The sequence below is a fragment of the Pandoraea vervacti genome, assembly GCF_000934605.2.
Taxonomy (GTDB): domain Bacteria; phylum Pseudomonadota; class Gammaproteobacteria; order Burkholderiales; family Burkholderiaceae; genus Pandoraea; species Pandoraea vervacti.
In genome coordinates this window covers 141,972-166,443 of sequence record NZ_CP010897.2, presented here as the reverse complement: position 1 = coordinate 166,443, position 24,472 = coordinate 141,972, and the positions used below count along the sequence as shown (strand labels likewise).

The following is a 24,472-nucleotide window of genomic DNA, read 5'->3' as shown; positions in this document are numbered from 1 at the left end:
GGCCTTGGCGTCGCCAGCGAGGCCGCAAGTCCGACCCCGGTGGCAGCAGCGTGCGCTGCCAGGGCGCTTCGGACGCGTCGGTCTGACGCGATGACATCATAAAATTCGCAGCACCGGCGAGCGCCCAAGCGGGCTCGCCGGTTTTTGCTTATTTGCCGTCCAGGGACAATGCAAGCCAACAGATCGCTCTACCTGCTCGGACCGATGCGGGTCGAACAAGGCAAACAGGCCTGCGCCGTGAAGTACACCAAAGCGCGCGGCCTGCTCGCCTATCTCGCCCTGCAACCGGGCTATCACACACGCGGTGCGCTGGCTGACCTGTTCTGGCCCGACGAAGACGCTCAGGGCGGTCGCGACAAACTCAAGCGCATGCTGTTCCACCTGCGCGACACCCTCGGCGACGAACTCTTCGAATCCGACCGTCAGGTGGTGCGGCTTCGCCCGGAGACCGGCCTCTGGATCGACGCCCACATCTTCGCCAGCATGATCGAGCAGGCCAACCGCACGCTCGACGCCGTCACCGGGCTGGACCTCGCCGCACATCTGCAGCATCTGGCCGACGCCGTCGCGCTCTATCAGGGCCCATTCCTGCATGGGTTGTCCGTGCGCGACACGCCGGATCTCGAACAGTGGATCGAGCTGCAACGCGACGAATATCAGCGCCGCCGGGTCTTCGGCGAGCGCTTGCTCGCCGACGGTTATGCACGGCTTGGCGACCTCGACCAGGCGCTCGCGCACGCCCGCCAGCTCGTGGCCCTCGCGCCGTTCGACGAAGCCGGCTGGCATTGCCTGATTGCGCTGCTGCTGCGCGCCGGGCGTCGCGACGACGCCGAGACCGAATATCGCCGACTGTGCGACATCCTGCACGAAGAACTCGGCGAGTTGCCGGGCGAGGCGCTCACGCAATTGCTCGAGACGCCGCCCGCACGCATGGAGCAACGCGCGACCGGTCCGGAACGTCGCCAGATCACGGTCGTAGCCATTGAACTGGCGCCGACCGGCGTCGACGACCCCGATCAGCTCGTCGCCATGATGCGCCCGCCCCTCGTGCAGTGCGAAACGATTCTGCGGCAATCGTGGGGCTACACGTTGCGAACGCCCACCGGTGGCTTGCTCGGCTACTTCGGCTATCCGACCGCCCTCGAAGGCGCCGGACGTCACGCCGTCGAAGCCGCGATGCGCTGCGTGCAGGCGAGCACCGTACGCGTAGGCATCGGCGTGGGCGTTCACACCGGCCTCGTCATCAGTTCGGCCGCCGACGACAGTCCCGACACCGGCGGGCGCGTGTCGCGCTCGGCCACGCAGTTGGCCGACGTGGCGCTGCCCGGTGAAGTCGTGATCTGCGACTCAACGCAGCGCCTCATCGGCGTTGCCATTGCGACCACGCCGCACGGCACGGTGCGCGAGCGTCACGGCAATCGCGAAATTCCGGTCTTTCGCGTCAACGCCGATCCCACGCCCGAGCGACGTTCGCGCCGACGTGCCGCCATGCTTTTCGGGCGCGACGCCGCCCTCGCCGAACTCGCCGCCGCCCATTCGGCGATGCGCGACGCCAGCACCGGGCATGGCGTGCTCGCGCTGGTAATCGGCGAAGCGGGCATTGGCAAGACCGCGCTCATTCGTCATTTCGTCGAGGCGCGCGGACTGCGCTCGATCGACCTCGCCTGCGCGCAAGACGGCGCGGGCACGCCGTTCCACCCGATTGCGCGCTGGCTGCGTTCGCAGTCCGCGGTGGAAGCGTCGCAGCTTCCCCAACCCGCGTTGCTCGCGCATCGTCGCTTGCGCGCACTGTTCGATATGCATGCCGAAGGGAATGTGCCGCACGCGTGGAAGCAGGCCGTACTCAACGAAGCGCCGACCCTGCTCGCCTCGCTGCTGCCCGACGGTGGTGTCATCACGCTCGACGATGCGCATTGGGCCGATCCGTCCACGCAGGAGCTGCTTGCCGTCATGGCGGAGAACGCGCCGGGCGGTCGCCTGCTGATCGTGGGCGCTCGTCCGGAGTTCGAACTGCCATGGCGTCACACCGTGGGCTTGCGACGTATCGATCTCGCCCCGCTCGACGCCGGCGCGGCCGCCTCCATCGTGCGGGCCGCGACGCCGCGCGTCGCCCTGCCGGCGGCAACGCGCGAGCGCATCGTGCATCTGGCCGAAGGCGTACCGCTGTTCCTTCAGGAACTCGCCCGAGCCACCGCCTCGCAACAAGGCGGGCGCAGTGCCGTCGCCTCCATGCCGATGCCCGCGAGCCTTCAGGAACTGATGATGGCGCGTATCGACGCGGCGGGCAGCGCCAAACCGGTGGCGCACTTCGCCTCGTGCCTCGGTCACGAATTCCATGCCGAATTGCTGGCGGCCGCGAGCGGTCGTTCGATGGCACTGGTCGAACGCGCACTCGACACGCTCGTCGCCTGCGCGCTCGTACAGCGTCAGGATCTGGGTCGCTACGTCTTCCGTCACGCCCTGTTGCACAAGGCCGCCTACGATGCGCAACCGCAGGAACGCCGCCAGGACGCGCATCGCCGCATTGCGCTCGCGATGCGCGACCACGAGTCCGTAAAGACCGAACCGGAAGTGCTCGCCTGGCACTTCCGTCAGGCCGACGAACCGGATGCCGCCATCGAGCACTACCGTCTCGCGGGCGAATATGCGACCGGGCGCCAGGCGTTTCGCGAAGCTTGCGCCCACTACCAGAGCGCCCTCGACGTGCTGCGGCAAACCGGCACCAGCGCTCAGACGGCGCCGCGCGAGCTGCAATTGCGCATGGCGATGGGCGTGCCGCTCATCTCGCTGCACGGTTATGGATCGGAGCCGGCGCGCCACAACTTCGAGACGGCACTGGCGCTCGCACAACCGATGGGCGACGACATCACCCTCTTCCCCGTCTACTGGGGGCTGTGGCTCGGCTCCAGCTCGTGGAGCGACTTCGAGCGCAGCATCGAACTGGCGCGCAAGCTCATCCTCATCGCCGAACAGGCGGGCTCGTCGCCGCTGCTCGCGCATGCGTATTACGCGCTGGGCAACAGTCTGTGCTGCCACGGCGATTTCGGCGGTGCGATCACGGCGCTGGAAGCCGGTCTCGCCCACTATCGTCCCGAGCATGCCGACACCGGCCTGGGCGAAGACGCCCGAATCACCGGCCTGTCGTTTCTCTCCTGGGCGTACTGGTTCACGGGTCGGCACGACGCGTCACTCGCCGCCAGCGAAGCCGCACTCGCGCTGGGACGTCAGCAAGGCCGCCGCTACTCCTTCGCGTTCGCTCTGGTGTTTGCGGCGATGTTGCGGCGCCTGCGTCGCGAAATCGCAGCCGCCGAAGCGCTGGCGAGCGAAGCGACCGAAGTGGCCTCGGAGACCGGTGTCGCGCTGTGGGCGCTCGCCGGACAGACGATCCGGGGCTGGGCGCTCGCCTCGCGCGGCGACGTGAACGGACTGGAGCGCATCACCGATAGCGTGGGACGTCTGAGCGAAATCATGGGAGGCGTCGAAGGCATGTTCTTCGGCCTGCTCGTCGAAGCCTGCGCAGGCACGGGCGATATCGCACTCGGTTTGCATGCCGCAGAGCGCGGCGCGCATTTGTCGGCACGACGCAACGACGGTCACTGGCAGGCCGAGTTCCTGCGCCAGAAGGGCGACTTTCTCAGAGCGGGGCACCATCCGAGCGATGCTGTGCGACCGTGGCTCGAACACGCCTTGCAGGTGGCACGGGCACAGGCGTCGCCGATGCTCACGCTGCGCGCCGCGCACAGCCTGCTGCGTCTGGGCGGGGACAATACCCCGGATTCGCTGAGTGACGCCGAGTGCATGGCAGTGCTGCGTGACGCGCTTGACGCCCTCCAGGGCGGTGAGACGCTCGCGGACGTGCAGGAGGCGCGCGCCACGCTGGCCGAGGTGGCCGCACGTCACACGCCAGCGGCACGCTACGGAAGCTGAAGGCGGCGCGCGCACGCTTGCCGCTGGTCGTTGATATCGGCCAAGTCGTGGCATATGCGCGCCCCCTTCAAGCCTTGCGAATAGCCGCTATCAGGCACGTCGTATGTCCGCGCTGCGCCTCGCCGCTATATTGAAGCGACCGGCTCCCCCAGGCCGACACTCCGAATCCGACATGCCCATCGTTCCCCTGCCCTCGTCGAGCGCGGAACTCGCGCCGCTGGGCGCTTCGCCCGCGTCACATGCCCGTTCCACGACTTCCGGGACTCGCCCGGGCATGCCCTGCGCTGCGCCGATCACGTCGCGCGAGGTGGTCGTCTCAGGAACGGTAAAGCGCCGTCACTCGTTCGATCTGTGCGCCCTCATGCGTTTGCCGACGCAACTGACCGGCCCGCTCGACGTCGTCTGCCTGTCTGGACGTAAGGTGCGCACCGCCAGCGAATACAAGGGCGTGCGACTGAGCGCGTTGCTCGACATCGCGCAACTGCGTCTGCCGCATGCCCGCGACTTCGCACGGGCTTACGTCCTGGCGCAGGCAGCCGACGGCTATACCGTCATGTTTTCGTGGCACGAGCTCTACAACACGCCGATTGGCGTCGGCGCGCTGGTGGTCTATGAGCGCGACGGGCAGCCGCTGGGTGACGACGAAGGGGGCATCGGCCTAATTTCGACGTGCGACCTGCGGGTGGCGCTGCGGCAGGTGCGCGCGCTCAAGCGGCTTACCGTCCACCTAGCAGAACCGTCAGGTCTCTGACACCCTCCGCGCCTGCCATGCGCCGCCTACACTGGCGGCACTTTTCTTGCGGCAGCGCGAACCATGACGGCACCATCCCGTAAGCCCCCCGCGACGAACACAGCGCCAACCGGCCACTGGCGCATGCCCCCCGAATGGCACCCTCACGCCGCCTGCTGGATGGCATGGCCCGGCAAGACCGTGATCGACGGCGCCCGACGACAGCACGTGCTCGGCGAACTGGCGCGTATCGCACATGCCATCGCGTTGTTCGAACCGGTGCATGTCGCCGTCGATCCGGCCTGTCTGGACGAAGCGCATCGCGCCCTGCCCGCGAATGCCTCCCTTTATCCCATGCCTGTCGATGACCACTGGATGCGCGACACCGGCCCGACGTTTCTGCTCGACGATGCGCTTTGCGCGCACGCGTTATGTTGGAACTTCAACGGTTGGGGAGGGACAGCGAGTCAGGTCATTGACGCCGACGTGCACGTGGCCGCGCGGGTCGCAAGTGCGATCGGCGCGCACACCCCCATGGGTTGCTGCGCAGCGCCCATCGTGGCTGAGGGCGGATCGCTGCTCGTCGACGGCGAAGGCACGCTGATCGTGACCGAAACCTCCATCCTCAACGAGAATCGCAATCCGGGCCTGACGCGTTGCGAGGCGGAGGCGGTCTTTCGTCACTGGTTGGGCGTGACACATACGGTCTGGTTGCCCGGATCGAAGCTCGACGCGATCACCGACGGACACGTCGACGGCATTGCCAGCTTCGTGCGGCCGGGCACACTGCTCGTCACCGGCGCGCACGGCGACGACGAGTGGGCGCGTGAGGCACGCGAGAATCTGCGCGCCCTGCTCCTGGCGCGCGACGCCAAAGGGCGTCACTTCGACATTGGCCTGCTGCGCGCGCCGGACTTCGACGCCCTGCCCGACGAACTCGCGCACGACGCCGACTTCGCGCCGGAATATGTCAATTTCTACCTGCCGAACGGGGGTGTGGTGATGGCCTCCTTTGGCGATGCGGTGGCCGACACGCATGCGCGCAACGTCGTGCAACAGGCATTCCCCATGCGACGCGTCGTGCAATTGCCGCTGCGCGCCATTGCGACACGCGCAGGCGGCATCCATTGCTGCACGCAGCAGCAGCCGGCGGCCGTGCTGTCGTAATACGTTAGCCAGCCGTCGTGCGACGTTTGCGCGCGGGCGATGTTGTTGTCGCTGTCGTCGCTGTCGTCACTGTCTCCGGCTTCACGGCGGCGGATTTTTTTGACACCGCCCGCGCCACACCCGAAGTTTTCGCTTTCGGTGTCGCCTGCGCCGTCGGTTTCAACGCCTTCGGCGCCTTCGTCACTTTCGTCACTTTCGTCACCTTCGTCGTCTTACTCGCTGCGACGGCGCCCTCACCCGTCGCTTTGCGTGCAGCGCGCTTCGGCGCTGCGACCTTCGCTCCGGCACCCTTGCCGCGCGGCACGGGCGCGGCATTCCCGCCAAGTTGCGATCGCACACGTTGCTGCATGTCGGCGATATCCGAATCGAGAATGAGACGCCCGCGCAGCTTGCCGTTCATGCGCTTGATGTACGTACGCGCTTCCTGCATGTGAAAGTGCATCAGCTCGCGCACGCGCTCGGCGTCGCCCGCGCGCGCGGCGTCGGTAATTTCGCGATGGATGTTGACGTTGGCCGTGCCGAACTTCTCATGCTCGCGTCGCGGCGTTTCGTTGCCGAACACGATTAACTGACGAATCATCTCGTTGACGAGTTCGCAGGTAAATCTCAGGAAGCTGTTCGGATTGGCGGCCGCAAGAATGTCGTGGAAGTCGACGTCGGCCTGACGCTGGCGCAGCAATTCGCGTCGGTCGTGCGAGGCCGGACTGCAACACGTCATATTGTTTTCCAGCGCAGCGAAATCCGCTTCGGTCAGATGCGGCACGGCCCCCGCAGCCAGTTCGGGCTCGAGCAACTGACGCACCGTATAGATGTCGTCGATGCTCACCTCCTTGAAAAAGAGATAGTTCTGCATGAGCTGGAACGTGCGATCGAGCGGCACTTCCACGACCATGCCGCCGCCGGACGGTCCAGTGCTCACCTTGATGAGCCCCTGCACTTCGAGCGACTTGAGCGCCTCGCGAATCGTGCTCTTCGAGACACCGAACATCTGTTGTAACTCGACCTCGCGCGGCAGCCGATCGCCCGGCAGAAGATTGCCCTCCGTGATCAGACGCTTGATGGCTTCCGCGACCAGATCGCCGCGCTTTTGTTGTTTGATTTCCAACGGCTCTCGCACCGTTTGTGCATCCAATGCCATGTGGCGCCTCAGAAGTCGGTTCACACTCGAATCGCATGTCGTCGCCCGGAATCCCCCGGATTCGCCCGAAAGCCGGGTCGTCGGCCGATCGTCGCGGCTCGCGTCATCTCGGAATTTTTTCCGATTGACACGAAAAAACATTATACCTACGATCAAATCCATCCTATTTATCATAATAAATATGACGGATAGGAATAAGGCCCCGGACGTTGCAAGTCGTTGCTGTGCAGTCACTGCCTCTGGTCGCTTCTTCAGGTCACTGACCATCAGTGGGTAATTGGGTAACGCGTTGCACGTTTTCACCCCATGAACGATTGCTCCCATGCATGGAGACCAAATTGAATCGTCGTGAACTGTTGAAGCTCGCCGCTGCGGCGTCTCTGCCTGGCTCCCTTTTCTCCGCTCGCGACGTGTTCGCGCAAGGCGCCGGGGCAATCCAACTCGCCTGCCCGGTGCCGATGTCGGGACCGTTTGCCGCCAACGGCAAGTTCGCCGACCTCGGCATGAAGCTCATCGTCGAGCAATACGGCAAGGTGCTCGGCCGCCCGCTCGCCTACACCACGCTCGACACCGAGGGTAAACCTGCAACCGCCATCCGTCGCGTGCAGGAAATCGCTCAGCAAAAGGGCGCCCGCTTCTTCGCGGGCGGCATTCTGTCCTCGGAAGCGCTGGCAATGGGCAAGGAAGCCGAGAAGGCCGGCGGCATCTTCATCACCACGGCAGGCGCAGACGAAATCACCGGCAAGGATTGCAACGCCGCCACGTTCCGCTGGTCGGTGCCGACCTTCGGTGCGATCGAACAGACGGTGCGTCCGCTCATCGAATCGATGCCGAAGGCCAAGCGCTGGTACACGATCACGCCGCAATATGTCTTCGGCGAAGGATTGCTCAATGCCGCGAAGAATATCTTCAAGGAAAAGGGTATCGAGCACGTCGGCAACAGCTATCACTCGCTCACGGAAAAGGAATTCTCGGGCTACCTCACCAACGCCGCCGCCGCCAAGCCGGATGTGCTGCTGATCCTGAACTTCGGTTCGCAATCGTCCGACACGCTGCGCCAGGCGGTGAGTTTCGGCATGAAGAAGAACTGCACCATTCTCATGGCATGGGCCTCGGGTCTGGAGCAATTCGAAACGCTTGGCGCCGATCTGTGCGACGGCGTGTATTTCGGGGCGCAGTACTGGCACGCCGTTGCGTCGCCGCTCAACCTCGATCTGGTCAAACGCACGCAGGACCGCTTCAAGCAGAACCCGAACTATAGCCTTGCCGGCTCGTACATCTGCACCAAACTCATGCTCGACGGCATGGTCAAGGCAGGCAGCGCCGATCCGAAGGCGGTCGTCGCGGCAATGGAAGGCATGAAGTACGACGGTCTGACAGGACCGGAAGAGATCCGCAAGGGCGATCACCAGGTGCTCAAGAACTACTACCTGCTCAAGGGCAAGGCGAAGTCGAAGATGAAAAACGCCGACGACTACGCCGACATTGTCAGCGCCGGAAAATCGTTCCTGCCGCTCGACAAGACCGAGTGCAAGATGGCCTGATGCCGTTATTCGCCGTGACTGGCCGTCATCGACAGCCATGTGAAGCTCGCACGCCCCTTCGTGAGTCGTGCACCACATGCGGCCCGGTGACGGTCGTCTGAAGCGGTCTGAAGTCTGTCGCTCGCGGGGACACGTCAAACGGTCCCCGCATGTGTCGTCTGCGCTGCGCTGCGAAAGCAGGGCGGCGCAAGGTGTTCCACGTCTGCACCAAAGCTCTCCGGGACGCGCATGAACGTCTACTTGCTACAAGTCATCAACGGCGTCGGGATCGGGATGTTGTACTTCCTGCTCGCCGTCGGTTTATCGATCATCTTCGGTCTGCTGCGCTTCGTGAACTTTGCGCACGGCGCCTTCTATCTTCTCGGCGCGTACTTCTGCTATCAGGCGCTGCAATGGGGGATGTCGTTCTGGCTTGCCCTCATCGTGTGCCCGATCGTGGTGGGTGCACTCGCGTGGATCGCCGAGAAGGTGCTGCTCTCGCATATCTACGAGAAAGCGCACGAGTTCCACATTCTCGTCACGGTCGGACTCGCGCTCGTCGTGCAGGAATTGGTCATCATCGTCTGGGGGCCGCTGGGCGATAACGTCGCCGTGCCGGAAGCCCTCGACGGTGTGGTGATGTGGGGCAGTTTCATCTATCCGAAATACCGCCTGTTCCTCATTGGCTTTACCGCGGTCTTTGCCGCGGTCCTCTGGTGGCTGCTCGAAGGCACACGCCTGGGCAGCGCCATACGCGCCGGGAGCGAGTCCTCGGAAATGGTGTCGCTGCTCGGCATCAACGTGTTTCGCGTGTTCAGCTTTGCATTCGCACTGGGGGCCGGCACCGCGGCGCTGGCTGGCGTGCTGGCCGCACCGGTGCGTGGTGTCGAACCTTTCATGGGTATCGAAGCGCTCGGAATCGCCTTCGTGGTGGTCGTGATCGGCGGCATGGGCAGCTTTGCCGGCGCACTCGTGGGCGGGCTCGTCATCGGCATCGTGCAAAGCCTGATGAGCACGATCTGGCCGGAAGGCGCGCGACTGATGATTTACGTGGCGATGGCGGCCGTGCTGCTCATGCGTCCGCACGGCCTGCTCGGGAGGGGATGATGCTGGTACGTTACCGTTTTTGGCTGCTTGCTGCCGCCGTCACACTGGTCCTGCCCGTCACGCTCTCGTCGGGCACGCTCGCGACCGAAGTGCTCGTCTATGCGCTGGCCGTGCTCGGCTGCAACCTGCTGCTGGGCTACACCGGACTGTTGTCGTTCGGGCAGGGCATCTTCTTCGGGCTGGGCAGCTATACGCTGGGCATCATGCTCACGCGCTGGTCGTTGCCGATGCCCGTGGCCATTCTCGCGTCCATCGTCCTGGGCGCGGCCATTGCCGCCATCGTCGGCAGCTTCGCGATCCGGCAAAAGGGCACTTACTTCGTGATGCTCACGCTCGCCTGCGCGCAAATGTTCTATTTCTTCGCCTACACCGCGACGGACTGGACCGGCGGCGACAACGGCCTGCTCGACATCCCGCGCAAGTCGCTCACGCTCGGCGGCAAGACGCTCGTGGCGCTCGAGACGCCGTGGCAGTACTACACCTTCGTCGCCATCGTCTTCCTCATCGTCTTCGCGCTGCTGCTGCGTGTGGCCGATTCGGTCTTCGGACGTACGCTCCTCGCCATTCGCGACAACGAAACGCGCGCGGCCGCCATCGGCTATCACGTGAAGACGTTCAAGCTGGTGGCGTTCGCGATTTCCGGCGCGGTCACGGCGCTGGCCGGGGCGCTGCATGCGTTGATGACGGGCATTGCGCCGCTCTCGAACATCGAGTACCACACGAGTGAAATGATCCTCGTCATGACGGTCATCGGGGGCACGGGCAACCTGTTCGCCTCGGTGCTGGGCGCCGCGTTCTACGTGCTCGCGGCCGACTGGCTCTCGACGCTCTGGCCGCGCTGGCTGTTGCTGCTGGGACTGCTGCTCATCGCGGTGAGCCTGTTCATGCATCGTGGGCTGTGGGGTGTGGGCGAGACCCTGTGGCGCCGCATCGCCGGCAAGCGCAACGCGCGCGACGGCAAACTGAATCCGCAGGGCACTCAGGGAGACCCGACATGAGCGACGCTCTCATCGAAGCCTCGGGCATCGTCAAGCGCTACGGCAAGTTCACGGCGCTGCATGGCGTCGATCTGCGCGTGGCGCCGCGAACGGTGCACTCCGTCATCGGCCCGAACGGCGCGGGCAAGACGACGCTATTCCACATGCTGACCGGTACCGTGCCGGTCTCCGGCGGGCGCATCATGTTCGACGGCCATGACGTCACCACCGAGGCGGACTATCGCCGTGTGCAACGCGGCATCGCCCGCTCGTTTCAGGTCACGGCCCTGTTTCAGAACCTGTCGGTGCGCGAGAACCTTCGACTCGCCGCGCTGGGCGTCACGCCGCGTCGCGCGCTCTCGTGCTGGCGCAAGGCGGACGGCCCGCGCGCCTGCGCCGCCATCGTCGACGACGTGCTCGCGCGCCTGGCCCTCACGCGTCATGCCGACACCGCAGCGGGGTCGCTCTCGCACGGCCAGCAACGGCGTCTCGAAGTCGGCATGGCGCTCGCCGCACGTCCCAAGGCGATCTTTCTGGACGAGCCGACCTCCGGCATGGGCATCGACGATCTCGACGACATGAAGCAACTGATCCGGGGGCTGCGCGACGACCATACCGTCGTCCTCATCGAGCACAACATGAACATCGTGATGGACATTTCCGACACGATCACCGTGATGCAACAGGGCCGCGTACTCGTCGAAGGCAAGCCGGACGCCATTCGCGCCGACGACCGCGTGCGCGCCGCCTACCTCGGCAACATGATCACCGGAGGCCGCGCATGATTCTCGACGTCGCAGGCGTTCACAGCTATTACGGCAAGAGCCACATCCTGCAAGGCGTATCGCTGAGCATCGGCGACGGTGAACTCGTCACGCTGCTCGGTCGCAACGGTGCGGGCAAGTCGACCACGCTCAAGACCATCGCGGGCGTGGTCTCGCCCAAGGCGGGCACCATCACTTTCATGGGGCAGCCGGTCGCCGGCATGGCCGCACATCGCATTGCAGCGCGCGGCGTGTGTTTCGTGCCGGAGCATCGCGGCATCTTCAAGCTGCTCACCGTCGAAGAGAATCTGAAGCTTGCCGCGCGCCGCGATTCGCCGTGGCAGCTCGCCGATATCTACCGCATCTTTCCGCGTTTGCAGGAGCGCCGCAAGAATGGCGGCGCGCAGCTCTCCGGCGGAGAGCAGCAGATGCTCGCGATCGGCCGCGCGCTGATGAATCACCCGCGCCTGCTCATGCTCGACGAACCGGTCGAAGGGCTCGCGCCGGTCATCGTCGAGGAGATCGTGGCGCAGCTCAAGCTCATCAAGCAGGCCGGCGTGGCGATCCTGCTCGTCGAACAGAATCTGGAAGTCTGCACGCAACTGGCCGACCGGCATTACATCGTCGAGCAGGGCGTGATCGTGTATGGCGCGGACAACGCCGCGTTTCTCGCCGACGAGGTCGTCAAGGACCGCTATCTCGGTGTGGGCGTGGCGTAGCCCGCCGGTGGTCTTGCGGCGCGCTCCCCCCGACTTCGCCGCTGGCCGTAACTCTCAAGGATGGGTACAACATGGAACGTCTCGATCAACCGGTTGCCGCAGTGCGCATCGACGGTGCGCGTCTGTGGGACAGCCTGATGCAACTCGCGCAAATCGGTGCGACGGACAAGGGCGGCGTCTGCCGTCTCGCACTGACGGACCTCGATCGCCAGGGTCGCGACCTGTTCGTGGCATGGGCGAAGGAAATCGGCTGCTCGGTGCGCATCGACGCCATCGGCAACATTTTCGCGCGCCGCGCCGGGCGCAATGACACGTTGCCCCCCGTCATGACCGGCAGCCATATCGACACGCAGCCCACCGGCGGCAAGTTCGACGGCAACTATGGCGTGCTCGCCGGACTGGAAGTGCTGCGTACGCTCAACGATAACCAGATCGTGACGGAGGCGCCGCTGGAAGTCGCCGTGTGGACGAACGAGGAGGGCTCGCGCTTCGTGCCGGTAATGATGGGCTCGGGCGTCTACGCAGGCGCCTTTACGCTCGAACACGCGCTCGCCCAGAAGGACCATGACGGCGTGAGTGTGGCCGAAGCGCTGGGCAGCATCGGCTATGCCGGAAAGACGTCGGCCGTCGGGCAACCGGGCGCGGTCGGCGCGTACTTCGAAGCGCACATCGAACAGGGGCCGGTGCTCGAAGCCCATGACAAGACGATCGGCGTGGTGCAGGGCGCGCTCGGCCAGCGCTGGTACGACGTGACCATCACCGGCATGGAAGCGCACGCCGGCCCCACGCCGATGGAGTTGCGTCGCGACGCGCTGCTGGCCGCCGCACAACTGATTCAGGCCGTGAACCGCATCGCCTGCGAGCACGCGCCGCATGCACGCGGCACTGTCGGCTGGGTCGACAACTATCCGAACTCGCGCAACGTCATTCCCGGACGCGTGAAACTCTCCGTCGACCTGCGCGCGGCCGACGACGCGACACTCGACGCACTGAACGCCAAGCTGCGCGCCGAATGCGCGGCATTGAGCACCCGGGGCATCGACGTCGCCATCGAGCAGGTCGTGTACTTCCCGCCGCAGCCGTTCGCCCCGGAGCTTGTCGATGCGATCCGCACCGGCGCGCAGACGCTCGGCTATTCGTCCATGGACGCGATCAGCGGCGCGGGGCACGACGCGGTGTACCTCGCGCGCGTTGCGCCGACGGCGATGATCTTCGTGCCGTGCAAGGACGGCATCAGCCACAACGAAATCGAAGACGCCGATCCGGCACATCTGGAAGCCGGTTGCAACGTGCTGTTGCAGGCCATGCTGCAGCGCGCCGGAGGTGCCGCATGAAAGTCATGATCGCGCGGATGAATCACGAGACGAACACGTTCTCGCCGGTCCCCACGCCGCTCGAAGCGTTCGGCAATCAAGGGCCGACCTACGACGCCGACGCGTATCGCGACAACAAGGGCATGCGCACGGCGATGGCCGCGTTCATCGATCTGGCCGAAGCGGCAGGAGCGCAGATGGTGACGCCGGTCTCGGCGAGCGCCAACCCCAGCGGGCCGGTGGCAGCGAGCGCGTACGACGCGCTGTGCCGCCGTATCGTCGACGCGGCGACCGGCGTGGACGCCATTCTGCTCGACCTGCACGGTGCGATGGTCGCCGAGAACAGCGACGACGGCGAAGGCGATCTGCTCGAACGTGTGCGTGCGGCGGCACCCGACACTCCGATTGCCGTGGCGCTGGATCTGCACGCCAACGTCACGCAGAAGATTGTGCGCAACGCCGACATCGTGGTCGGCTTCAAGACCTATCCGCACGTGGACATGTACGAGACGGGCGAACATGCCGGACGTCTGTTGTTCGAGATGCTGGCGGGCAAACGTCGCCCGACGGTCGTGTGGCGACAACCGCCGTTGATGGTGCACTCACTGCGCAGCACGAGCCATGGCGGGGCGATGAAGCGGGCGCTGGACGCCGCGCGGCGCGCTGAGGCCGAGGCAGGCGTGGCGGCGGTATCGGTATTCTCCGGCTTCTCGCTCGCGGACATTCCCGCGCCTTGCCTCAGTGTCGTGGTGACGGCGGAGGACGGTGCGCAGGGCGTCGCACGGGCACAGGCCGTGGCCGATCGCATCGCCGCGCAGGCGTGGGACGAGCGCGACGGCTTCGTCTATCGCAGCGCACCGCTTGCCGAATCGATTGCGGAGGCAAAACGGCTGTCCGAGCTGGCGGAGAGCGCCGACAAGCCGGTACTGCTGCTCGATCACAGCGACAACTGCATGTCGGGCGGCACGTGCGACACGATGGACGTGCTCGAAGCGGCGCTCGCAGGCGGACTGACGGGTATCGGCGTTGGACCGCTGTGCGATCCGGAAGCCGTGGCGACGCTGATCGCGGCAGGCGAGGGCGCCGAGCTCACGCTGGCGGTAGGCAACAAACGTCCCCTCACGCAGTTGGGCATCGCCAAGACGCCGCCGGTGCTGACCGGCATCGTGCGCAAGATCAGCGATGGCGAGTACATCGTGACGGGGCCGACGTACACGGGTCAGCGTTGCTACATGGGGCGCACCGTGCTGTTCGACATCGGCCCGGCGCGTATCGTCGTGACGGAACGCACGCACGAGCCGTGGGATCACGGCGTGTTCACCTGCGTGGGGCTCGATCCGCGCAGCGAGCGGTTCCTGTTGCTCAAATCGCGCATGTACTGCCGTCCGGTGTTCGTGCCGATCTCGGCCGGACTGGTGGAATGCGACAGCAACGGCGTGACAAGCTCGAATTACGCACTGTTCCCGTTCTCGAGAGTGAATCGTCCGGTGTATCCGCTGGATCGGGAAGTGACGTTCGGAGAATGAGTCGTGATGGCGGGCCGTCCGGCTCGCCACCTGTCAACCTTGTCAGGTGATGCGGGACGGATTGCGTCCTAAGCTACGTGGGACGTCCCGGAAACGGCCCACGGCGTGCATCAGCGGGACGTCGCTCGACGGAGCGACCCATGCGATGCTTTTCCACATGCCTTCGTGTGCTGCTGACTGGCTGGCTGCTGGCACACATTTTCCCCGCGTGGGCGCTTAGCGGTGCAGACGTTGCTTACCTGATTAACCAACGGTATCAATCCGCCCCATCGAAGTGCTTCGTCAATAGTCCGGTGCAGGAGTGCTCCGGTGTACTCATGCGCGTGCCGCCATCCGTGAGTGGTGACTTTTGGGCACTCAGCCCTCAGGAGTCGGAGGCGGGCGTCGCGCACTTCGACTATGTCAGGCGCGACATAGAGACGTCGCGGCTGGATAGCTCCGTTGGATTTATCCTCGCGGATCGTCCAAGCGCCGCAGGCAACGGACAGCCTTACGAACTGCTTTGCGGATGCCCGCCGCCGGGGAGCATCGGCGGACCGCCTTGCGATGACTGTCCGGGACAACTGAACCGCGTGGGCGTCAGTCCGTGGGATACGGCTGCACCGGAAGCTCTCGCGGTGCAGGCCATTTTTTACGACGTTGGGAACGGCGGCCAGCTATCCACCGCATTGGAATACCAACGGGGGTATTACGACAGGAGCAAACGATGGTTGCCGGTGCTTCGCGTCGCCTTCGGCCCACAGGGGACTACCGCATTCGGCTACGACGAGCGCGATCAACTCGATTACGGATTCACGACGGTCGAAAATCTGAATACGCGTTATGCGGATACACGCCATGTGTGTCCGGACGGCAGGGCTGGATACGCCTGTGACGGTGTGGTGATTCGCGTAACTGGATGGGGGACGACCTTTCACTCGTGGAATCCGAGTCCCGGCTCCGTCGCATCGAACGGCGTTCCATTCTCATACATTAGAGCCGACGCCCATGTAGATAGGCTCTACTGGCACACCAACGACGCGGGCATGATTTTGCGTGAGTTCGGCGCACCGACAGAACACCCATCAATCATGCGGTGCATTTACGCCGAAGATACGGGTACGGGAGCGCGAGATCGTTGTTACGACGACTATCCACAATTGTGCAATGCGATGGGTATCACGTCCATCGCAGCATACATCGCGCATCACAAACCTTATGTGCATTGCGCATTCGACATAGACCCAGCGTCATTCCAATTGAGCCTAGACGTTCGTCCGCGCATTCCCCCCGGTCACCCATGGCCATGGAACGAAGCAATCGTCGCACTCTGGCCTCAGGACGTACCGCTCCAGATCGGTATCGAAGCTTTTTTCTACATGAACGGTGAGGTGGGCGGTGCGCAGTTTGTGCAGCGCGACTACATGGCCATCACCGGGCACTTCATGCCCATCGTGTCCGTCGACCTAAAAGCCGCGAACGGTCGCATCTTCACTTATGACCCCGCAGTTCAGTCGTTCTCATTGATGCCCGCCGAAGGGCTGCCTCCAGTTCCAATGAACCCGCGAGACATTCCGGAGTAACGGCACCGTCGCACGAATGGCCGGAACGCGGGCCATGACGGCGTCGTCGCTGTCGTTTTCATGACCACAACACGCCTGAACATCGACGGGCACGAGAACCCGCTGAATCCGTCGGCCAGGCCTCGTGTCCCCAAATGCAAACGCCACGCTTCCCTGCGTGGCGTTTACTCGTTTAAGCGACAAGGCAGGGGATCCGGCGAAGGCGCGGATCCCGAAGCATCACTCGTCCAGCACCTTATTACCCGTTTCTTCGAACATCGATACGGCGATGAGCGACACGACGACGCACGCGATCATGTACCACGCCGGGGCCATCTTGTTGCCGGTCACGCGAATCAGCCAGCCCGCGACGAGCTGCGCCGTGCCGCCGAACACCGACACCGAAATCGCATACGCGCTCGACATGTAGCCCGCGCGCAAATGCTTCGGGAAGTTCTCGGGCATCAGCGCATAGGCCGGCGCCGACCCCATCGTGTAGCAGAACATCAGCACGATCAGTGCGGCGAGCACGACCGGCAGCGACGGGTAGTGCGTCATGATCCAGAACGCCGGATACAACAGCACGATCAGCGCCACACGCCCGAACATCGTGAGCGGCTTGCGCTTGCCCATCCTGTCCGACCACGCGCCGTAAATCGGGCACATCACCAACGAGATCGTGCTCGCTGCCACGCCCGCGAGCATCGACATCTTCGGCGGCAGCCCCAGATACTGAATGCAGTACGTCGGCATGTAATACATCATCACGTACGTCGACACCGACATGCCCGCGATCGAGAAGATCGTGAGGAACCAGTTGCGCACGTACAGACCCCGCTTCGGATCGTCGCGACCCGCCACGGCCTTCGCCTTCGGCGGTTCTTCCTGAATGTGACGACGCAGATAGATACCGACCGGTGCGATCAGCGTGCCGAGCAGGAACGGAATGCGCCAGCCCCAGCTATGCATCGTGTCGTCCGAGAGCAGAAAGCCGAGGCTTGCCGCCAGACCCGAGCCGAGCAGGGCAGCCGCGCCCTGACTGGCCAGTTGCCAGCTCGCGCGAAAACCGCGACTCTTCGCGCCGCCCACTTCCAGCAGCGTGGCCGTAGCCGCGCCGAACTCGCCGCCCTGCGCGAAGCCCTGCAGCAGACGTGCACTCACGATCAGCAGCGGGGCAGCCAGACCGATCTGGGCGTACGTCGGCGCCAGACCGATGGCCGCCGAACCGATCGCCATGAGCAAAATGGTCAGCGTGAGCGCAGGCTTGCGTCCGGCCCGGTCGGCGTAACGGCCGAGCACGATACCCCCGAGCGGGCGCATCACGAAGCCCACCGCAAACACGGCGAACGCGAGCAGCGACGACGTGATGGGATCGTCCGCCGGGAAAAACTGCTTGCCGATCGTCAGCGCAAAGTAGCTGTAGACCGTGAAGTCGAAGAACTCCAGCAGGTTGCCGATCACAGCGGCAAAAACGATCTTGCGTTGCTGCGACGACGACATCGGGGAGATCTGCGTCGGCTGTGCGCCGTCGACCGGATACGATTGCGTGGCGAGACTCATGCGCGGTCCTTGGCGAGAAAGCGTTCGACCAGACGCGTCCAGAAGGCCGCACCGATGGTCAGATTGTCGTCATTGAAGTCGTACTTGGCGTTGTGCAGCATCGGCTTGCCCTCGCCATTGCCCAGACGAATGAAGCAGCCAGGCACTTTTTGCAGGTAGTACGCGAAATCCTCGCTGCCCGCGATGGGCGGGAAGGGCGAGATGATGTGCTCGGCACCCACCAGTTCTTGCGCAACCTCACGGGCAAATTCGGTTTCGGCTTCGCTGTTCACCAGCACCGGATAGCCCCGGATGTACTCGATGTCGGCGCTCGCGCCATAGCCCTCGGTATGCGACTTGACCAGCGCGCAAATGCGCTCCTCGAGCGTGGCACGCACCTTCGCGGAGAACGACCGTACGCTCATCTCCAGCGTGGCGTCTTCCGGAATCACGTTCGGCGCAAATCCCGCGTGGAAGGTGCCGACAGTCACCACGGCGGCTTCGGTCGGATCGATGTTGCGCGCAACCACGGTTTGCAGCGCCATCACGAGGCTGCTGCCGATCATCACCGGATCGATGGCCAGATGCGGCCGTGCCGCATGGCCGCCGCGGCCGTGGATGCGGACCTTGACGGTATCGCACGCGGCCATGAGCGGACCGGCACGGAAACCGAACGTGCCCGTGGCGACGCCCGGATGGTTGTGCAGACCGAAAATCGCATCGCATGGGAAACGCTCGAACAGGCCGTCGGCAATCATCTGCTCCGCGCCGCTGTTCGAACCGGCTTCTTCCGCCGGCTGGAAAATCAGATTGACGGTGCCGTCGAAGTTACGTGTCTTTGCGAGTTGCTGCGCCGCGCCCAGCAGCACGGTGGTGTGACCGTCGTGACCGCAGGCGTGCATCTTGCCGTCATGCACGCTGGCGTAGGCCAGACCGGTTTGTTCGTGGATCGGCAGCGCGTCCATGTCGGCACGCACGCCAACCGTGCGCGCGCTCGTGCCCGCGGTGAGCGAGGCCACCACGCCGTGACCGCCGACGTTGCGCGTGACCCGATACCCCCAGCTTTCGAGCTTGTCCGCCACGTAACGCGACGTGTCGACCTCCTCGTACGACAGCTCGGGGTGTTGGTGGATGTGGTGGCGAATGTCGGCCAACTGCTCGCGCGCGTCGGCCAGATCGCTCACCTCGCAATAGCGAATCTCGCTCATCGAGGACTCCTCTCTTTTTGAATAACGCGGAGTATTGCACCGACGAAATTTCGCACCCATGACGCAAAGCACGTCAAAATGTTGCTTTCAAGGCAACGTTTGTGTGAACCGGACGGTCTGCACGCTTTCTGTCTCGCCAGCAAAAACCGGCACCGATTCAACGAGTTAGCAATGCGCGACTTAGCGCCGTCGCTGCGGTGCGCGACAGTATGGCTGCGACATGTCCGACCGGCGCGATCGTGCGAACGCAATAGTGAAATCAATGATGACCAGCGATGCATGGATGGACGACATCGGCGAGCGTCCGCTCAGGTACCTCGCCGAAATTGCCGCAATGGGCGGTGTGCGTATGGCGGCAGAATCGCTCGGGGTGAATCCTTCCGTGGTCAGCCGACAGGTCGCCGCACTGGAGCGGCGGCTGCGCTTTCCCCTTATCGAGCGACGTGGGCGCAACGTGATCGTCACCGAAATCGGTCAGGTGCTCATCGACTATTACCGTGACGGTCAGCGCCGCCAGCGAGACCTGTCGGCGCGGCTGGAGGAATACCGGCATCTCAAGCGCGGACGCGTGGCCATCGGTGTCGGCGAAGGGTTCATCGGGCGGTTGATCGCCCAGGCGTTGCAGCGCTTCTCGATGAGCTATCCCGACATCCTCGTCGAGATCCGGTCCGGCCCGACGCCCACGGTGCTCTCGCTCGTGCGCGACGACGTGGTCGACATCGGCCTGTGCGCCCGCTCCGAGGACGATCCCGCCATGCGCATTCATCCGTTTGCGGCCAAGGCGCTGTGCGCCGTGGTGGCGCCCACACACCGGTTCGCGGCGATGACGAGCGTGCCGCCCTCGGAACTGGTGCACGAGCGGCTCATCTTCATGACCGAGGAACACGGCGTACAGCACTTCGTGCACTCGGTGCTCGACACGGCGCGTCTGAACGTGATTCCCGCCTATCGGGTCGATCTGTTCAACACCGCGCAGACGCTCGCCGCGGCCGGGCTCGGCGTGGCGTTCATGTCGGCGATTACCGCGCGGCGCGGCATTGAACTCGGTGAACTGGTGGCCGTGCCGATCGATCATCCGATCGCCGCCGGGTTCTCCAGCCAGATGATGACGCGCGTGGGACGCCGCCTCTCGCCCGCCGCAGACCACCTGTGGAAGCAACTCGCGCAAAGTCTGGCGAAACGCTGAGTCCCCTGTAATAGACCCCTGCGATAGGGCCGAATGGGCCGCATGCAGAAATCGCCCCCGTAGATGGCGTATGATCGGCCGGGTGTTGGACAAGCCCGCCTGATGCATCGATGACGACTGACTCGAACCAACCTGCCCACCGGCGACTGCGCGCACGCTTCGTCGCGATTTCCTGGCGAGATCTCGCCGTCTCCTTCGGCCCGGTGGTCCTTGTAGCCATCGCCGCTATCTGGCTCGCCGTATGGCTCGTGCAGCCGGCCCCGCCGCGCACCATCACGCTGAGCGCCGGCCCCGAGGGCAGCTCGTTCTGGAGCGCGGCGCAACGCTACAAGACCATCCTCGCGCGCGATGGCATCACGCTCAACGTGCTGTCATCGGAGGGCTCGCGTCAAAACGTCGAGCGTCTTGCGAACGACAACGAGAACGTGGACCTCGGCCTCGTGCAAGGCGGCGTGTCGCAGGGCCTGGACATTGACGGCCTCGTCTCGCTCGGCAGCATGTTTTATGCACCGATCTCGGTGTTCTATCGCGGCGAGCGCGTCACCAAACTCTCCGATTTCACCGGCAAGCGCATCGCCATCGGCCGGGAAGGCAGCGGCGCACGTGCCCTCGCGCTCACCTTGCTCAAGGCCAACGGCATCGAGCCCGGCGGCCCGACGAAGCTCACGGCCTACGACGGGCAGGAGGCTGCACAGGCCCTGATCGACGGCCGTGTCGACGCCGCCATGCTCACTGGCGACACGGCGACCGGCCCGACGATGGGCAAGCTCATTCGCACGCCCGGCATCCGCCTGATGGACTTCGCGCAGGCAGACGCCTACACGCGGCGCTTCACCTACCTCAATCAGTTGACGCTGCCGCGCGGCGTCTTCGATCTCGGCCGCAATCTGCCCGCGCAACCGGTGCACGTCATCAGCCCGACCGTCGAGCTCGTGGCGCGCGAAAGCCTGCATCCGGCGCTCTCCGATCTGCTGATCGAAGCAGCACGCGAAGTCCACGGCAAGGCGAATCTGATGCAACGCGCCGGGGAGTTCCCCTCCGCGCAAGTGCACGAATTCCCGATCTCCGACGACGCTGCGCGTTACTACAAGTCGGGCAAGGGCTTCCTTTACCGGCATCTGCCGTTCTGGATCGCCAGCCTCGCCGACCGCATCGTCGTGCTGCTCGTGCCGATCATCGTGGTGTTGATCCCGGCGTTCCGGCTGGTGCCGTCGCTCTATAGCTGGCGTGTGAAGTCTCGTCTGTACCGCTGGTACGGCGGACTCATCGCGCTGGAGCGCGAAGCGTTGGCGGACGACGCCCACACCGAGTATCAAAATCTGCGCGAACGGCTCGACACCATCGAGGCCGCCGTCAACCGGCTGAAGATTCCGCTCGCGTACGCCGACCAGTTCTACGTGCTGCGAGAACACATCAGTTTCGTGCGCCAGCGCCTCGACGCCATGAGCGTCGCGCCCGCCTCGTCGGGCGGCGATGCCGCGCAGCGCGCGGGCGGTGTACCGGCTTCGCCCGGCAAAGCGGAAGACGACGTCGAAGCAGCAGGGAAGGCGACGGACACGAGGCGCGCATGAGTCTCCCATCAAAGAATTACTTATGCATTTCATAACCAGCACCAGCTTTTCTTATAAAGGAGAGCGGCGCACACTGCTGTCAGTCACGGACCGTTTGTGTGCCCATTTGTGCGGCCCATTTGTGCGGCCCGTTGTGAAAACTGAAAAACCCACGCTCGTGCGCCACCGTATGTCGTCGTCCAACACCCCGCATTCGTCCTCTTCCGCCGCGCAAGCGCCACGCCGTGTCGGCACCGACCTTGCGCGACATGCATGCACGGTGCGCCCGGTGCGTGACGACGACCTGCCCGCCATCACCGCGATCTACGCGCATCACGTACGCAACGGCTCCGCGTCATTCGAAGAGATTCCGCCGGACGAGGCGGAGATGCGCGCGCGATGCGCAAAGGTGCTCGACGCGAGTCTGCCGTATCTGGTCGCGGAGCGCGACGGCCGGGTGCTGGGCTACGCATACGCCACGCATTACCGGCCCCGCTCGGCTTATCGGTTCACGCTGGAAGACTCGGTGTACATCGCGCCCGACGCCATCGGGCAGGGCGTGGGGCGCGCATTGTTGCTCACGCTCATCGCGCGCTGCGAAGGCGGTCCGTGGCGGCAACTGATCGCCAACGTGGGCGACAGCGGCAATCAGGCATCCCTCGCGCTGCACACCGCATGCGGCTTCCAGCACGCGGGCATGCTCAAATCCGTTGGCTTCAAGTTCGGCCGCTGGGTCGACACCGTTCTCATGCAACGCGCGCTCAACGCCGGCGACACCACGCTGCCCGAGTAAGCGGCGCACTCAAAACGGCGAAGCGCGGTCCAGTTCCTTGTAATGACGGAAGATGCCCGTGGTGTTGAACGGGATACGCCGGGACGATGCCAGATACGCCGCGACAAGCGGCTCGCCGGCCACGGCGTCGCGCACCGCCTGACAGCGCGGGAACGCTTTCGCGAAGCCGGACATGGCACGCGGAAACGCGTAGCGCAGTCCCTCGATCACCTGAAACAGCGACAGGTCGGCGTACGACATGGCGCCTTCCGACAGCCATCCGCCCGCCTGGGGATTGTTCGCGAGCACGCGCTCGAAGTAGCCGAAGAACTTGGGCAACCGATAGTCGATCAGGTCCGCCGTGCGCTTGCGCGCTTCGGCCTTCTGATTGCTGTAATAGAGCCGGCTGGCGATGGGATGATGACCGTCGTGAACCTCAGCCACCAGATCGGCAATCGTCAGCTGCAGCTGATTGACCCAGCGTCGCGCGCGGGGCGTTTCTCCGACAAGGCCGAGCAATGGCCCGAGATACGCGAGGATATTCGCCGTCTGGCCGATCAGCTCGTCGCCCGAGGCATGACGGATACGCAGAAACGGCGGGGCGAAGGGCGGGTCCATGCACGCGGGATCGTCCATGGTGTGCAGAAGACCGTCCATGCCCTGACCGGGTTCGTCACCCTGCACGATCTCCACATACGGTGTACCGGCGGCCTCGAAGGCGAGGCGGACAAACTCGCCGCGGCCTTGCAGGCCCGGCCAATAGAACAGCTCGAAGGTCATGCACCCTCCTCAGGCTCAGGAAACGCCTGGCTGCATCTCCACGCGATTCTTGCCCTGTTGCTTGGCGCGATACAGCGCCAGATCCGCCGACTCGATCAACGACGTCGACGCCATGTGTGTGCGCGGCACCAGCGCCGCACCACCCAGACTGATCGTCACATGCCGGCCGTTGGCCGACCCGACGTGCGGAATCGCCATCGCTTCGATCTGCGCGCGCACCTTCTCCGCAATCGCCGCCGCCCCGCTGGCCGACGTATTGGGCAGCACCATCACGAACTCCTCGCCGCCGAAGCGCGCGGCGAGATCCGCGGGACGCGCCGCCGCTTCCGCCATCGTGCGCGCCACGCGGCGCAGCACGTCGTCGCCCGCAATGTGGCCGTACGTGTCGTTGTAAATCTTGAAGTTGTCGACGTCGATCATCAAGAGCGCCATTTCGCGCTGCTCACGAAGCGCCCGTCGCCATTCCGCGCCGAAATACTCGTCGAAGTAACGACGGTTGGCCAGCCCCGTGAGGCCATCGGAATGCGTGAGCCGCTGCAACTCCAGATTGGTCTCGAGCAATTGCTGCTGACTCTCGCGCAATGCGCGGTATGCCTCGTCGCGTTGCAGCAGGTTCATATACGACCGGGAGTGGTACCGAATGCGCGCGACCAGCTCGATGGTGTCGGGCAGCTTGACCAGATAGTCATTGGCCCCGGCCGCGAACGCCTCTCGCTTGATCGTCGGCTCTTCTTTCGTCGAGAGCACGATGATCGGGATGTCACGCGTGAGCGGACTGGCGCGATACTGACGCACGAGCGAGAGACCGTCGGTGCCCGGCATGACGAGATCCTGAAGGATGACGGTCGGTCGTGTCTGTTCGGCAACGCGCAAGGCATCGTCCGGATTCGCACAGTAGTGAAAATCGATGTTCGGCTCGCCGCTCAGAGCGCGCCGGATCGCTTCGCCGACCATGGCCTGATCGTCGACGAGCAACACCATCGCCGACGATTCGCTCAGGCTGCT

The 24,472-nt window shown here is 64.6% G+C and carries 18 protein-coding genes and 1 pseudogene; 14 read left to right on the top strand and 5 right to left on the bottom strand.

Features of this window, described 5'->3' with window-relative positions:
• Nucleotides 1-168: 168 nt before the first annotated feature.
• The 3 genes from UC34_RS00695 (at nucleotide 169) to UC34_RS00685 (ending at nucleotide 5,824) form a co-directional block, all read left to right on the top strand.
• A complete protein-coding gene (locus UC34_RS00695) occupies nucleotides 169-3,927 on the top strand; it encodes a BTAD domain-containing putative transcriptional regulator (RefSeq protein WP_044453267.1) in 3,759 nt (1,252 codons plus the stop codon).
• Between the two features lie 172 nt (nucleotides 3,928-4,099).
• Nucleotides 4,100-4,678, top strand: a complete 579-nt coding sequence (locus UC34_RS00690; protein WP_167370624.1) for a molybdopterin-dependent oxidoreductase — start codon at nucleotides 4,100-4,102, stop codon at nucleotides 4,676-4,678.
• Between the two features lie 123 nt (nucleotides 4,679-4,801).
• Nucleotides 4,802-5,824: an agmatine deiminase family protein gene (locus UC34_RS00685; protein WP_167370623.1), complete on the top strand. Its 1,023-nt coding sequence runs from the start codon at nucleotides 4,802-4,804 to the stop codon at nucleotides 5,822-5,824.
• 316 nt (nucleotides 5,825-6,140) lie between these two features.
• Here the strand turns inward: UC34_RS00685 and UC34_RS00680 are convergent.
• Nucleotides 6,141-6,962, bottom strand: a pseudogene (locus UC34_RS00680) (FadR/GntR family transcriptional regulator); the annotation flags it as partial.
• 338 nt (nucleotides 6,963-7,300) lie between these two features.
• Between UC34_RS00680 and UC34_RS00675 the strand changes: the two are divergent.
• From UC34_RS00675 to UC34_RS00640, 8 genes are all read left to right on the top strand, one after another.
• A complete protein-coding gene (locus tag UC34_RS00675) occupies nucleotides 7,301-8,506 on the top strand; it encodes an ABC transporter substrate-binding protein (protein WP_044457572.1) in 1,206 nt (401 codons plus the stop codon).
• 228 nt (nucleotides 8,507-8,734) lie between these two features.
• Nucleotides 8,735-9,592 carry a branched-chain amino acid ABC transporter permease gene (locus tag UC34_RS00670; RefSeq protein WP_044453263.1) on the top strand — a complete coding sequence of 286 codons (858 nt, stop codon included), beginning with the start codon at nucleotides 8,735-8,737 and terminating at the stop codon, nucleotides 9,590-9,592.
• Nucleotides 9,592-10,590, top strand: coding sequence for a branched-chain amino acid ABC transporter permease (locus UC34_RS00665; protein ID WP_044457571.1), 999 nt, complete (start codon nucleotides 9,592-9,594; stop codon nucleotides 10,588-10,590). The genes UC34_RS00670 and UC34_RS00665 overlap by 1 nt, the downstream gene beginning before the upstream one ends.
• Nucleotides 10,587-11,354, top strand: a complete 768-nt coding sequence (locus UC34_RS00660; protein ID WP_044453262.1) for an ABC transporter ATP-binding protein — start codon at nucleotides 10,587-10,589, stop codon at nucleotides 11,352-11,354. Before UC34_RS00665 ends, UC34_RS00660 begins: the two co-directional genes overlap by 4 nt.
• Complete coding sequence (locus UC34_RS00655) at nucleotides 11,351-12,052, top strand: ABC transporter ATP-binding protein (protein WP_044453261.1); 702 nt, start codon at nucleotides 11,351-11,353, stop codon at nucleotides 12,050-12,052. Before UC34_RS00660 ends, UC34_RS00655 begins: the two co-directional genes overlap by 4 nt.
• A 71-nt stretch (nucleotides 12,053-12,123) precedes the next feature.
• The gene (locus tag UC34_RS00650; protein WP_044453260.1) at nucleotides 12,124-13,386 is read left to right on the top strand and encodes a Zn-dependent hydrolase; all 1,263 of its coding nucleotides are present in this window, start codon (nucleotides 12,124-12,126) and stop codon (nucleotides 13,384-13,386) included.
• Nucleotides 13,383-14,891: a M81 family metallopeptidase gene (locus UC34_RS00645; RefSeq protein WP_044453259.1), complete on the top strand. Its 1,509-nt coding sequence runs from the start codon at nucleotides 13,383-13,385 to the stop codon at nucleotides 14,889-14,891. Before UC34_RS00650 ends, UC34_RS00645 begins: the two co-directional genes overlap by 4 nt.
• Nucleotides 14,892-15,031: 140 nt before the next feature.
• Complete coding sequence (locus UC34_RS00640) at nucleotides 15,032-16,453, top strand: hypothetical protein (protein WP_157122948.1); 1,422 nt, start codon at nucleotides 15,032-15,034, stop codon at nucleotides 16,451-16,453.
• Nucleotides 16,454-16,672: 219 nt separating this feature from the next.
• Here the strand turns inward: UC34_RS00640 and UC34_RS00635 are convergent, their stop codons facing one another.
• Nucleotides 16,673-17,992: an MFS transporter gene (locus UC34_RS00635; RefSeq protein ID WP_218919551.1), complete on the bottom strand. Its 1,320-nt coding sequence runs from the start codon at nucleotides 17,990-17,992 to the stop codon at nucleotides 16,673-16,675.
• Nucleotides 17,989-19,179: a M20 aminoacylase family protein gene (locus UC34_RS00630; protein WP_044453257.1), complete on the bottom strand. Its 1,191-nt coding sequence runs from the start codon at nucleotides 19,177-19,179 to the stop codon at nucleotides 17,989-17,991. Before UC34_RS00630 ends, UC34_RS00635 begins: the two co-directional genes overlap by 4 nt.
• Nucleotides 19,180-19,441: 262 nt before the next feature.
• Between UC34_RS00630 and UC34_RS00625 the strand changes: the two genes are divergently transcribed.
• The 3 genes from UC34_RS00625 (at nucleotide 19,442) to UC34_RS00615 (ending at nucleotide 22,708) form a co-directional block, all read left to right on the top strand.
• Complete coding sequence (locus UC34_RS00625; protein ID WP_237165204.1) at nucleotides 19,442-20,365, top strand: LysR family transcriptional regulator; 924 nt, start codon at nucleotides 19,442-19,444, stop codon at nucleotides 20,363-20,365.
• A gap of 110 nt (nucleotides 20,366-20,475) precedes the next feature.
• Nucleotides 20,476-21,936 carry a TAXI family TRAP transporter solute-binding subunit gene (locus UC34_RS00620; RefSeq protein ID WP_044453256.1) on the top strand — a complete coding sequence of 487 codons (1,461 nt, stop codon included), beginning with the start codon at nucleotides 20,476-20,478 and terminating at the stop codon, nucleotides 21,934-21,936.
• 169 nt (nucleotides 21,937-22,105) lie between these two features.
• On the top strand, nucleotides 22,106-22,708 hold the full coding sequence (locus UC34_RS00615) for a GNAT family N-acetyltransferase (protein WP_084070270.1): 603 nt from the start codon (nucleotides 22,106-22,108) through the stop codon (nucleotides 22,706-22,708).
• Nucleotides 22,709-22,717: 9 nt separating this feature from the next.
• Here UC34_RS00615 and UC34_RS00610 read toward each other — a convergent pair whose 3' ends face one another.
• Both UC34_RS00610 and UC34_RS00605 read right to left on the bottom strand, forming a co-directional pair.
• A complete protein-coding gene (locus tag UC34_RS00610; RefSeq protein WP_044453255.1) occupies nucleotides 22,718-23,467 on the bottom strand; it encodes a glutathione S-transferase in 750 nt (249 codons plus the stop codon).
• A 15-nt stretch (nucleotides 23,468-23,482) separates the two neighbouring features.
• Nucleotides 23,483-24,448: a diguanylate cyclase gene (locus tag UC34_RS00605; protein ID WP_044457567.1), complete on the bottom strand. Its 966-nt coding sequence runs from the start codon at nucleotides 24,446-24,448 to the stop codon at nucleotides 23,483-23,485.
• Nucleotides 24,449-24,472: the final 24 nt, after the last annotated feature.

Bases quoted from the DNA above. Each gene is read 5' to 3' on its own strand.
- UC34_RS00685 (WP_167370623.1), top strand. From the start codon at position 4,802: ATGCCCCCCGAATGGCACCCTCACGCCGCCTGCTGGATGGCATGGCCC.
- UC34_RS00690 (WP_167370624.1), top strand. From the start codon at position 4,100: ATGCCCATCGTTCCCCTGCCCTCGTCGAGCGCGGAACTCGCGCCGCTG.
- UC34_RS00655 (WP_044453261.1), top strand. From the start codon at position 11,351: ATGATTCTCGACGTCGCAGGCGTTCACAGCTATTACGGCAAGAGCCAC.
- UC34_RS00665 (WP_044457571.1), top strand. From the start codon at position 9,592: ATGCTGGTACGTTACCGTTTTTGGCTGCTTGCTGCCGCCGTCACACTG.
- UC34_RS00620 (WP_044453256.1), top strand. From the start codon at position 20,476: ATGACGACTGACTCGAACCAACCTGCCCACCGGCGACTGCGCGCACGC.
- UC34_RS00605 (WP_044457567.1), bottom strand. From the start codon at position 24,448: ATGGTGTTGCTCGTCGACGATCAGGCCATGGTCGGCGAAGCGATCCGG.
- UC34_RS00640 (WP_157122948.1), top strand. From the start codon at position 15,032: ATGCGATGCTTTTCCACATGCCTTCGTGTGCTGCTGACTGGCTGGCTG.
- UC34_RS00645 (WP_044453259.1), top strand. From the start codon at position 13,383: ATGAAAGTCATGATCGCGCGGATGAATCACGAGACGAACACGTTCTCG.
- UC34_RS00670 (WP_044453263.1), top strand. From the start codon at position 8,735: ATGAACGTCTACTTGCTACAAGTCATCAACGGCGTCGGGATCGGGATG.
- UC34_RS00625 (WP_237165204.1), top strand. From the start codon at position 19,442: ATGATGACCAGCGATGCATGGATGGACGACATCGGCGAGCGTCCGCTC.
- UC34_RS00695 (WP_044453267.1), top strand. From the start codon at position 169: ATGCAAGCCAACAGATCGCTCTACCTGCTCGGACCGATGCGGGTCGAA.
- UC34_RS00660 (WP_044453262.1), top strand. From the start codon at position 10,587: ATGAGCGACGCTCTCATCGAAGCCTCGGGCATCGTCAAGCGCTACGGC.
- UC34_RS00650 (WP_044453260.1), top strand. From the start codon at position 12,124: ATGGAACGTCTCGATCAACCGGTTGCCGCAGTGCGCATCGACGGTGCG.
- UC34_RS00610 (WP_044453255.1), bottom strand. From the start codon at position 23,467: ATGACCTTCGAGCTGTTCTATTGGCCGGGCCTGCAAGGCCGCGGCGAG.
- UC34_RS00630 (WP_044453257.1), bottom strand. From the start codon at position 19,179: ATGAGCGAGATTCGCTATTGCGAGGTGAGCGATCTGGCCGACGCGCGC.
- UC34_RS00615 (WP_084070270.1), top strand. From the start codon at position 22,106: ATGTCGTCGTCCAACACCCCGCATTCGTCCTCTTCCGCCGCGCAAGCG.
- UC34_RS00635 (WP_218919551.1), bottom strand. From the start codon at position 17,992: ATGAGTCTCGCCACGCAATCGTATCCGGTCGACGGCGCACAGCCGACG.